The organism is Myxococcus xanthus (genome assembly GCF_013116825.1).
GTDB classification, from domain to species: Bacteria; Myxococcota; Myxococcia; order Myxococcales; family Myxococcaceae; genus Myxococcus; species Myxococcus xanthus_B.
The window spans coordinates 1-10,358 of sequence record NZ_JABFNS010000062.1 but is presented as its reverse complement, the minus strand read 5'-3'; the positions used below and the strand labels follow the sequence as shown (position 1 = coordinate 10,358).

Here is a 10,358-nt window from a genome sequence, read left to right as displayed (position 1 = left end):
GGCGGGCTCAGTGCCGGACGCGGGGCGCGGGCGCGCGGACGCGCACCTGCATCTGCTCATCTCCGGCCACGACGCTGCTGAGCACCTCGCGCTGCTCCGGTGACAGCCGGGCCACCGCGCGCAACGACGCCACCAGCACCAGGGACTCCAGCGGAGACGGCACGCTGATGCCGTCCGGCCCTGTCTTCAGGGGCAGCGGCAGGCGCGGCGCGCGCCCCGCGGCGGTGAGCGCGTCCACGGCGTACGAAGGGGACGTGTCCAGCGTGACGGCAATCGCGGGCAGGTTGGTGGCGGCGTCTCCCTGGCCACGCGCCTGCATCTCCATCAACATCTGCAGCGCGCCGGGCTTGAAGTACAGCGCCAGCCCCGCGCGCCCGTCCCCCATGTGGAAGACGCACCCCTCGAAGGTGTGGTTCATCGGCCCGGTGACGGCCACCTCGAAGGGCTGGCTGTCATCCCAATGCGTCCAGGGCCGCGCATCCCAGTACTCCGTCGACGCCTGCACGAAGAGCAGCGCCTTGTCCGAGCCGAGCCCGGACAAGCCTCGCTGCCCCCACGCCACGAAGGTCGCGATGGCCGCGCAGGAAGACAGCGCTTGCGGTGAAGGCTCCGCCACGGCGAGCCCCAGCTCCGCGCCCGCGGCGGCCAGCGCCGGCACGCAGCGCACCTCCGCCGCGTCCACCCCCTCCAGCAGGGCCCGCAGCCCCGCCCCGTCGTCCGATTCGAAGACGGGCGCGGCGGGCTCTCCGGAATCGGAGATACGCAGATACACCTGGACCTGTGTGTTGCCCTGACTGAGTGGCACGGGGCCCAGCTTGAGCAGGTAGAACATGGGGCTCAGCCTTGCTTTCCGTCCAGGGCCTTGCGGACCTGTCGCATCAGCGCGTGGATGTCGAAAGGCTTCTGGAGAAACGGCATGCCAGGATACCGAGGCCGCAGCGCGGACACGTCCACCGCGCTCATCCCCATGAGTGACACATCCTTGTAGGCCGGCTCAGCCCGGATGCGCTCGATGAGTGCCGGTCCATCCAGGACGGGCATCATCCAGTCAGTGAGGACCAGGTCCGGCCGAAGCTCCGCCATCCGCTCCAGCGCCTCACGGCCGTGAGAGGCCGTCAGAACGCGGTAGCCCTCCTCTCGAAGGAGGTCCGCCAGGGCTTCCAGGATGCCCTGCTCGTCATCCACCACCAGGACCGTCTCCATACGGGTGGTACTACTCCTCGAGGTTCGTTCAGAAATGGCCAGCGCCCGGATGCCGGGCAAGTCCCGTGAGCAGGGTATCCACAGCGACACTGAAGGGGGGCAGCACCTCGATTCCCTGGGGTGTGATGACGAACTCCCTCAGGGTGGGGTCATAGTAGGTGTCACGCATCTTGAAGATGCTCAGCAGCCTGCGCAGGCGGCCTTCGAGCTCGACATGTCTCAGGAAAAAGAGGTTCTCCGCCACAGCGGAAGGGCCGACCTCCATCGGGACGTCCAGCACCGGACCGAAGAGCCGCGGTGTCTCCATGCTGAAGAGGGTGGTGGTCCCCGTGCAACGCAGCTCCTGGGTGAGGGCCGCGAAGAACGAATTGATGCGCGCGGGCTCGGGCGAGGACTGTTGCATGGCGCTGAGCCCGTCCACGAACACGCGCTTCACGTTGCGCCGCCGCACGTCCGACAGGAGCTGGTCCGCCAGCACGTCGAGAATGCACTCGGAAGGCGGTTGCCAGATGAAGTTGAGCCGTCCGTCCGCCACGGCGCCGCCCAGGTCGATGCCCGCGGATGCCACCTTGCCCAACAGCCGGTTGGGCGGCTCATAGAAGCCCATGTACAGGCAGTGCTCGCCCTGCTTCAGGCCCTCCGCCAGCAAGCTGCTGCCCAGCAGCGTCTTGCCCGCGCCAGGCGGACCGAGCAGCAGGGAGGTGGACCCCACCGCCAGCCCCTCCGGGAAGAGCGCGTCCAGGGACGGAACGCCGAAGTGGAGGCGATGGGCGCCCGGGTCCGGCGGCGGCGTGCGCTGCACCCGCGACTCCAACCGGGGGAAGACCTCCAACCCGTCGCTGGTGATGCGGAAGGCGTGGACGCCGTGCAGCGTGGGGCTCCCCCGGAACTTGCGCACTTGCAGCTCGCGCCAGGAGCGCACGCCCTGGGTGCGCTCGCGCAGCTCCAGGATGCCATCCACCATGGTGTATTCCGGGTGGACGGCGGGACCGTTGGCGCTGGTGAGCAGCAGCGCCGTGAAGCGCGTCAGCCCGGCGGCGACCTGGAGCTCGTGGATGAACTTCTTGAAGTCGCGGCTGCTGCCGGCCGCCTCCTGCGCCTGCACCAGACCATCCAGCACCAGGATGCTGGCGTTGTGGTTGCGCACCTCGCGCCGCAAGAGCTCCAGCAACCCCGGCAGCCCATGCTCCTCCAGCGTGCGGAAGCCGCTGACGTAGTAGACGCCCTCGGGCAGCAGCGCCGAGTCGAAGAAGGCCATGTCCCGCATGTTGGCCAGCATGCGAGCGTGAGACTCCGCCAGCAGCGTGACATACAGGCACCGCGCGCCGGCGCGTCCCTGGTGATAGCAGAGCTGGTTGGCGAAGAGGGTCTTCCCCGCGCCCGGCTCCCCCACGAAGATGTAGACACCCGACGACACGAGACCGCCGCCCAGCACGGCGTCAAGCCCAGGCACGCCAGTCGATACGCGTGCGTCCTGCCGTGCCGGTTGCTCGGAAGAGGACATGATGTCCGTTCCATACCGTAATTCGCCCCAGCGCGCGCCTCGGAATGTGAGAAGAGAACCGCGCGAGCCGTGAACAGCGAGAGGGCCTCAGCGGTCAGCGTCCAGCAGGGCGCGCAGGTCGTCGGGAATGGGCATGGGCGTGAGGATGCCCACGTTCGCGCCACCGGTGTTTCCCAGCGGTGCCCGCCCGAGCCATGAGCCTGGCGCGGCGACCAGCAGCCGCACCACCTGCCCCACCCACTCCGCGGCGCTCCGCCGGCGCCACCCGAACCCCAGCATGCGCCAGTGCACCCGCACGTGAGGGCCCGCGTGGGCCTGGCTGAGGACGTGGGCCCGCTCGAGGTGCCGCCAGGCACGCCCATGCTCCGCACGCGACTCCGCTTCATGGGCCTCGCGCAGCTCCGCTTCGAAAGCGGCGCGCAGCTTCGCCTTCATCGACATGGATTCTCCCCGGTCATGTCGCCACCATCGCGCCACGAAGCCCCCGCCGGCTTGTAAGAACGCGCTATCGCGAGGGCGGGCGCACCCACTCCACCACCCCGGCAATCTCCGAGGGCTTGAGGCCGAAGGTGCGGCGGAAGGCGTGATTCAGATGCGCGCTGTCGGTGAAGCCCGCGGCGTGCGCGGCCTCGGTGAGGGACGCGCCTTGTTGCAGGTGCTCGGCGGCCCGGTGCAGGCGCAGCCAGAGGATGTAGGGCCGCAAGGGGAAGCCCACCTGCGCGCTGAACAGATGCGACAGCCGGCCCACCGACAAGCCCACGCGCGGAGCGAGCGTGGCCAGACGCACGTCTTCATCCAGCGCCTCTGGCAGCAGCCGCAGCAGCTTCTTCACCGCGGGGTGGGTGGGCTTCGCGACGCCCGCGTCGGCTTGGAGCTCACGCAGCAGGACCTGCGTCTGCGCCTCGGCCTCCGCCCAGCGCACCGGCAACCGGCCGATGCCACAGGCCCTCAAACGTTCGCCCGCAGCGCCCCACGAGGCCGCGTCCACGCCGATGCCCAGCGTCGCCAGCCGGCGGCCCACCAGGTCCTCCGCCGGGACGTGGAGCAGCACCGCGGCCAGGGTGCCTTCGACGATGGCGTGCTCGGCGTCCGGAGGAACGACGGCCGCCTGACATTCGACCTCCTGCTGACGGGCGTCGCGCAGGCGCACCGGCGCGTCCAGGGATAGCAGGACCTGAAAGGTGGGGTGGGCGTGCGGGTCCGTTGGGGCGAGCGGCCCCGCGTACATCAAGCGCCGGGGGCCGAAGAAGACGCGCCCCAGCCACCGGTCTTCACGGGAAGGCTGCACACGGGCGCGGGCGGGGCGAGGAGGCGTCATGGGGCGGGCTCGGTGCGCCATCCTCGCATGTCTCCGCCTGCGCATTCCCCGCGAGGAAGCAAGGCCCTGCCCCGGGGCGCCCCGGCCTGCCCGGTTCCGGGGATTCGGCGGACGATGCACCCCTGGCCGTAAGGGGCCGGTGGCGCCCGGCTCCCCGGGTGTATTGATTGAAGAAGGTCCGAGACACGGGAGAGCCCCCGCTCCAGGGGAGGGAGCGCGCCATGGTGGAGAGGGAGCCGGGCCTCGACGCAGCCGGGGACGTCAGCCCGCCTGCCCGGGGTGGACATGACGCGCTGATCGACAATGTCGACGGCATCGTCTGGGAGGCAGACCCCTTCGTCCGCTTCATCTTCGTGAGCAAGCAGGCGGAGCGGCTGCTCGGCTATCCGGTGGAGCAGTGGCTCACGGAGCCCGACTTCTGGATGGAGCACCTGCATCCAGACGACCGGGACTGGGCCTCCACCTACTGCCACTCCGCGGTGGAGCAGTGCCTTCCCCACGAACTCGAATACCGGATGATTGCCGCGGACGGCCGCGTCGTCTGGCTGCGTGACATCGTCACCGTGCTGTCCCAGGACGGCCGCGCCCACCGGCTTCAAGGCGTCATGGTGGACGTCACCGAGCAGCATCAGGCCCAGGAGCGGCTGGAGCAGACGGTGTCCCTGCTGGAGGCCACGCTCGACTCGACGGCGGACGGGCTGCTGGTGGTCGACCGGGACGGACACATCACCGCCTGCAACCGCCAGTTCGAGCAGCTCTGGGGACTGACGGGACTGGCGGCCTGCACGCACGACGCGGCGCTGCTCGCGGCCGTGCGCGAGAAGCTGAAGGCCCCGGACGCCTTCTTCTCGCGGGTCCAGGCCCTGTACGAGAAGCCATGGCAGGAGAGCTTCGACATCATCGAACTGCGCAACGGCCGCATCCTGGAGCGCTACTCCCTGCCCCAGCGGCGGCGCGGGCGCATCACCGGCCGCGTCTGGAGCTTCCGCGACATCACCGAGCGCGTGCACGCGCAGCGCGCGCAGGAGCGGCTGCTGGCCGAGGCGCACGAGGCCATTCGCGTGCGCGACGACTTCCTCTCCATCGCCGCCCACGAGCTCAAGACGCCCCTGACGCCGCTGCGCCTCCACCTGGAGCTGCTGAAGCGGACGCTGGCGGCCCGGGAGCCCATCGCGCCCGAGCGCGTGGACAAGGCCATGGCGCAGGTGGACCGCCTGTCCGCGCTGGTGAATGATCTGGTGGATGCCTCCAGTGTGGAGGCGGGCCGGCTGAAGCTGCACCGTGAGCCCGTGTCGCTCCTGAAGGTGGCGAACGAGGCGTGCTCGGAGTTCCGCGCCCTCAGCGCGGCGCATGCCTTCACGTGCGAGCTTCCCCAGGAGGACCTCCTCGTCATGGGCGACCGCGGCCGGCTGTCGCAGGTGCTGGCCAACCTCCTGGAGAACGCCGTCAAATACAGCCCGCTGGGCGGCACCGTGCGCGTCTCCCTGGCTCACGCGGACGGCAACGCCGTGCTCAGCGTGGCGGACGGCGGCATCGGCATCTCCCAGGAGCAGCAGGCGCACCTCTTCGACCGCTTCTTCCGCGCGAGCAACGCGCCCGTGTCCGGCTTCGGGGGCCTGGGCCTGGGGCTCTACATCTGCCGGGACATCATCGAACGGCACGGCGGTCACATCTGGGTGGACAGCGAGCTGGGCCGAGGCTCCACGTTCCATGTCTCGCTGCCCGTGCTGACCGCGACGGCGCAACGGGAGGCCCGGCCCTGAGGCCGGCTCACCGCAGGACCGAGCCGCTGCTGAGCCGCGACACGGCGCCGTGCAACATGCCCAGTTGGCGAGGCACCCGTTCGAGCAACGCGCCGAAGACGGGGTCATCCGTCTTGCACGACACCTGCAGCGGCGGCAGGGGTGGCGGCACGCGCAGGTCCGTGAGCGCGTCCGCGAGTTCGTCGAGCGCGCGCCCCGCCTGGTGCGCCAGTTGCTTCAACTGGCCGGGAACCTCCTCCTCCGGCCGCTCCATGCCCAGGGCCGTCACCACGGTGGCGAAGCGGCGCGCATAGGTGATGACGGCCATGCCCGACTCGAGCTGCTGGGGCGGGCCGTGGTACTCGGCGGTGAGCCGCTCGAAGGAGGCCTCCGCGTCCAGCAGCGCCAGGCTGAAGGTGCGCCGCGCGGCGCCCACCTCGGGCCGCGTGCCGCTGCGGCGGGAGATGACCTCGCGCAGGTATTCACCATCCGCGCGTAACGCGGCCGCCGCGGCTTCCGGGAAGCGGCGGCGCTCCGGCATGGGCCACAGCAGCCACGCGCCCGTCAGCGCCAGCGCGCAGGCCACCAGCACGCCCAGCGCTCGCTGGCCGGCGAGGCTCCAGTCCCCCGAGCCCAACGTGGCCAGCAGCAGGTAGTCGGGCGTGAGCAGGACCTGGAAGGCCCCGAAGTTGATGGGCAGGAGGGACACCGACACCGCCGTGAGCAGGACGATGACGACGAGCAGCGCGGAGGGAGAATGCACGCGCGTGGCAATCACCGCCGCCAGGCAGGCGCCCAGCAGCGTCCCGCCGACGCGCTGGAGCGCGCGCTCCTCGGTGATGGCCGAATACGGTTGGAGGATGGCGATGACGGTGAGGCTCACCCAGTGGGCGTCGCGGATGCCCAGCGCCCGCGTCACCACCAGCGCCACCGTCGCCACCAGCCCCACGCGCAGCGCGTGCCGGAAGACGAGCGAGTCGGAGCGGAGGTGGTCGCGAAGCGGGGCCAGCCAGGAGCGCGCGTGCCGCGGCTCCTGGCCCACCACGCTCCGCCCGCGGTCGGACACCGGGTCGCCATGGAGCAGGCCCGCGGCCGTCTCGTGCGCCACTCCCGCCAGCTCCCGCAGCTTCCCGAAGAGCGCCTCCACGTGGATGGACAGCGGGTCCTCGCGGCTCCGGATGCCTGGAGCGGGCCGGTAGTGCCGTCTGCGGGAGCGAGGCACCATCCGGGGCGCGCGCGGGACACCTTCATTTCGCTCGCGCACCAGCACCTGCTCCACCCAGCTCGCCATGGCCGCGTAGGCGTCACACAGCGAGTCCACGCGCGCGCGCAGCGGCAGGAAGCGGGGCTCGCGCACGGCCGCCTCCATGGCCTCGGCCAGGGCGATGAGCTGGGCGGACATCGGCTCGCACGTCTCGAGCAACACGAGCAGGTGCTCGCCCCGCCGGGACCTGCCCAGGTGGGTGCCGCGCATGGCCCCCAGCGTGGCGCGCGCCTGCTCCATGAGGGGCCGCACGCTCATGTGCCGCTCCGCGGCCTCCACCCACTCGTGGGAGCTGGCGCCCTCGCGCGACAGGCGGCCCAAATCCCAGCACGCCTCCGCCAGCTCCCCGTACACGCGCGCGATGGCCCTCCGCGCCGGGCGGTAGGGCCGCAAGGGCCACAGCACCAGGGACAGCATCATGGCCCACAGGCCGCCGAAGAGCAGCCAGAAGGCGCGGACCAGCGCGGCATCCACGCCCACCGCGGGCGCGCCCAGCGACACGACGAAGATGACCGCGAGCTGCCCGCCAACGGAGCCCGCCGTCTCTCCGTAGCTCCGCGCGAAGGCCGCCGCCGTCACCCCCAGCCACATCAAGGAGACGTCCAGCCACGGCATGGACCCGCCCGGCGCGCCCAGCGCTCCCACCAGGGCCCCCAGCAGCGTCACCGCGCCCAGCTCCTTCGCGCGCGTCCGGTACGAGCCGCCCTTGTCGGCCAGCGACACCAGGAGGCCGGACAGGCCCCCCCAGCTCGCGTCCTTCACGCCCAACAGGAACGCGAGGACCAGGGGGACGGAGGTGGCCAGCGCGGTCCGCAAGCCCGCGCCAATGGCGGGCTTTCCTGGCCGGACGCGGAGGACGGAGCGCAGGTGTCTCAGCAGTCGGCGCATCCTGGAGCGTTGACACCGTGCGGCGCGGAAGGAACCTCCGCCCTCCCTCTCCGGGCCCCCCCGCGGCCAGGGGAGCCTGCGCGCCCGGGCTCGTGCGGCCAGGACTCGCGACGGGATTGCGCCGCCGGCGCGCCGCACATGCCGTAACGTGCCGGCCCTGCCCAGGAGCGACACCTCGTGGAGACCCTTGTCCGCATCGCGGAGAGCCTCGGCCGCTTCTCTTCGCGCTTCGTCCCCAGCGCGTTCGCCATCGCCGTCCTGCTCACGCTGCTCACCATGGCGCTGGCCACCGGCTGGGCTGGCGCCGCGCCGCCCGCCGTGCTGGACGCCTGGGGCGGCGGCTTCTGGGAGCTGCTCGGATTCTCCATGCAGATGGCGCTGGTGATGTTCACCGGCTACCTGCTGGCCCTCACCGGCCCCGTGCGCGCGTTGCTGGAGCGCGCGGCGCGGGTGCCACGCACGCCCCGGGGCGCGGCGGCGTGGATGGCCTTCGTCTCCATGGCCCTGGCCTACGTCAACTGGGGTCTGTCCCTGGTGGCCAGCGCCATGCTGGTGCGCTTCATGGTGAAGCGCCGGCCGGACGTGGACTACCGGCTGCTGGTGGCGTGCGCGTACTTCGGCCTGGGCGCCACCTGGCACTCCGGCCTGTCCGCCTCCGCCCCGCTGCTGGTGGCCACGCCGGGCCACTTCCTGGAGAAGAGCCTGGGCGTGCTGCCCATCGACAGGACGCTCTTCTCGCCCTTCAACATCGGCCTCACGCTGGCCGTGGTGGCGGGGCTGACGCTGCTGGCGTGGGTGCTGCACCCGAAGCCGGAGAACACCGTCCGCGTGGACCCGGCGGTGCTGGAGTCCCTGGGCGACTTCACCCCGCCCCCGCGCCCGGCGGAGCGAAGCTTCGCCCTGTGGCTGGACCACTCGCGGCTGCTCAACACCGTCATCGGCATCCTGGGGCTCGTGTGGCTGGCGCGGCACCTGTGGATGAATGGCGGCTGGCGCGCGCTCAACCTCAACGTGGTGAACTTCACCTTCCTGGTGCTGGCGGTGCTGCTGCACGGCACCCCCGCGCGGCTGCTCAAGGCCAGCGAGGAGGCCGGCACCGTGCTGCACGGCATCGTCCTCCAGTTCCCGCTGTACGCGGGCATCTACGGCATCTTCAAGGCCACCGGCCTGACGGAGCGCATCGGCGAGCTGTTCGTGTCGCTGTCCACGCGCGAGACGTTCCCCGCCATCGTCTACCTGTACAGCGGCGTGGTGAACTACTTCGTCCCCTCCGGCGGCTCGAAGTGGGCCATTGAAGCGCCCTACCTCCTGGACGCCGCGACGCGGCTGGGCGTGGCGCCGGAGAAGGTGGTGCTGGCGTATGCGTGGGGCGACATGGCCACCGACCTCATCCAACCCTTCTGGGCGCTGCCGCTGCTGGCCGTGGCGCGCTTGGAGTTCAAAGAGCTCCTGGGATTCCTGCTGGTGGCCTTCCTCGTGTACCTGCCGCTGGTGACGCTGGCCTTCTTCCTCTTCGGCTGAGCGGCGGGACGGGCTGTGGTAGACCCAGCCTGGCAAGGCGGGCCTGGGGGCCTGCCACATCACGAGAACGAGGGGACTTGAGATGGCGAAGATGCTGACGCGGGGCCTGCTGTGCGCGGTGCTGGGAATGTCGCCGGTGGCCATGGCGCAGGACGCGGAGCCCGCCGCCGCGCAGGTGAAGGCGCCGGACGCGGACGCGGTGCGTGACACCTGGAACTACTTCTACAAGGGCCAGGGCCAGGGCCCCGTGCTGGTGGAGGCCAAGGTCTGCACCGAGGTCGCCAAGGAAGGCCCCAACAAGTACGAGTGCACCGCGGAAGTCGGCCCGGAAGGCATCAAGGCCGGCACCAGCGTGATGCTGTGGCAGGCCTACCTGGTGCCGCAGGGCGACTCCGTCGAGGACATCATGGTGCAGTCGAAGCAGGGCACCGTCGTCCGTGAGACGAAGGACGTGAAGATCAAGGGCGAGGGCTGGCGCGCGCGGCAGTGGACGGGCCTGCGGCTGAACAAGCCTGGCACCTGGACGGTGTCGGTGCTGCGCGGGGACCAGGTGCTGAAGGAGATTCAGGTCAAGGTGCTCTGATTCACCCCTGAAGCAGGTGGAAGCACCCCAACGCCCGCCAGCGGCCCTCAGGCCACCTGGCGGGCGTTTGCGTTGGCGCACCCGGCACACACCTGCCCCCAAGGCCGGGCAGTCCGTCGTTTTTCCCCCGACGTTCCCTGCCGGACAGGGAGTTTTTTCAGCGCACCCGACACCCGCCTCTGCCCCGAGGGCAATGTTCCGTCCATCTCCAGAGGAGAGCCGCCCCGCAACGGTGTCTGGCAATGCCCTTGCACAAGAGGTCCTGCGGTTGAGGGGCAGGGAGTTGTCGGGCTGTCTCTTATACACAACTGACGCTGCCGACGATAAGGCTCGTG

The 10,358-nt window shown here is 70.8% G+C and carries 9 protein-coding genes; 3 read left to right on the top strand and 6 right to left on the bottom strand.

The features are described 5' to 3' along the window. Positions 1-7 precede the first annotated feature (7 nt). From HNV26_RS19250 to HNV26_RS19230, 5 genes are all read right to left on the bottom strand, one after another. On the bottom strand, positions 8-832 hold the full coding sequence (locus HNV26_RS19250) for a hypothetical protein (protein WP_171445219.1): 825 nt from the start codon (positions 830-832) through the stop codon (positions 8-10). Positions 833-837: 5 nt separating this feature from the next. Next, complete coding sequence (locus HNV26_RS19245; RefSeq protein ID WP_171445220.1) at positions 838-1,203, bottom strand: response regulator; 366 nt, start codon at positions 1,201-1,203, stop codon at positions 838-840. Positions 1,204-1,231: 28 nt separating this feature from the next. Next, positions 1,232-2,707, bottom strand: a complete 1,476-nt coding sequence (locus HNV26_RS19240; RefSeq protein ID WP_171445221.1) for a DUF7125 family protein — start codon at positions 2,705-2,707, stop codon at positions 1,232-1,234. A gap of 87 nt (positions 2,708-2,794) precedes the next feature. Further along, the gene (locus HNV26_RS19235) at positions 2,795-3,148 is read right to left on the bottom strand and encodes a DUF3703 domain-containing protein (protein ID WP_253816788.1); all 354 of its coding nucleotides are present in this window, start codon (positions 3,146-3,148) and stop codon (positions 2,795-2,797) included. Between the two features lie 64 nt (positions 3,149-3,212). Continuing rightward, complete coding sequence (locus HNV26_RS19230; RefSeq protein WP_253816786.1) at positions 3,213-4,025, bottom strand: helix-turn-helix domain-containing protein; 813 nt, start codon at positions 4,023-4,025, stop codon at positions 3,213-3,215. A 221-nt stretch (positions 4,026-4,246) separates the two neighbouring features. Between HNV26_RS19230 and HNV26_RS19225 the strand changes: the two genes are divergently transcribed. Continuing rightward, positions 4,247-5,788 carry a PAS domain-containing sensor histidine kinase gene (locus HNV26_RS19225; RefSeq protein ID WP_171445226.1) on the top strand — a complete coding sequence of 514 codons (1,542 nt, stop codon included), beginning with the start codon at positions 4,247-4,249 and terminating at the stop codon, positions 5,786-5,788. A 7-nt stretch (positions 5,789-5,795) separates the two neighbouring features. On the opposite strand, the gene HNV26_RS19220 is transcribed toward HNV26_RS19225, so the two are convergent. Continuing rightward, positions 5,796-7,919: an FUSC family protein gene (locus HNV26_RS19220; RefSeq protein ID WP_171445223.1), complete on the bottom strand. Its 2,124-nt coding sequence runs from the start codon at positions 7,917-7,919 to the stop codon at positions 5,796-5,798. 177 nt (positions 7,920-8,096) lie between these two features. Between HNV26_RS19220 and HNV26_RS19215 the strand changes: the two genes are divergently transcribed. After that, a complete protein-coding gene (locus HNV26_RS19215; RefSeq protein ID WP_090485948.1) occupies positions 8,097-9,440 on the top strand; it encodes a short-chain fatty acid transporter in 1,344 nt (447 codons plus the stop codon). Positions 9,441-9,522: 82 nt separating this feature from the next. Beyond that, on the top strand, positions 9,523-10,023 hold the full coding sequence (locus HNV26_RS19210; protein WP_171445224.1) for a hypothetical protein: 501 nt from the start codon (positions 9,523-9,525) through the stop codon (positions 10,021-10,023). The last annotated feature ends 335 nt before the right edge of the window (positions 10,024-10,358 follow it).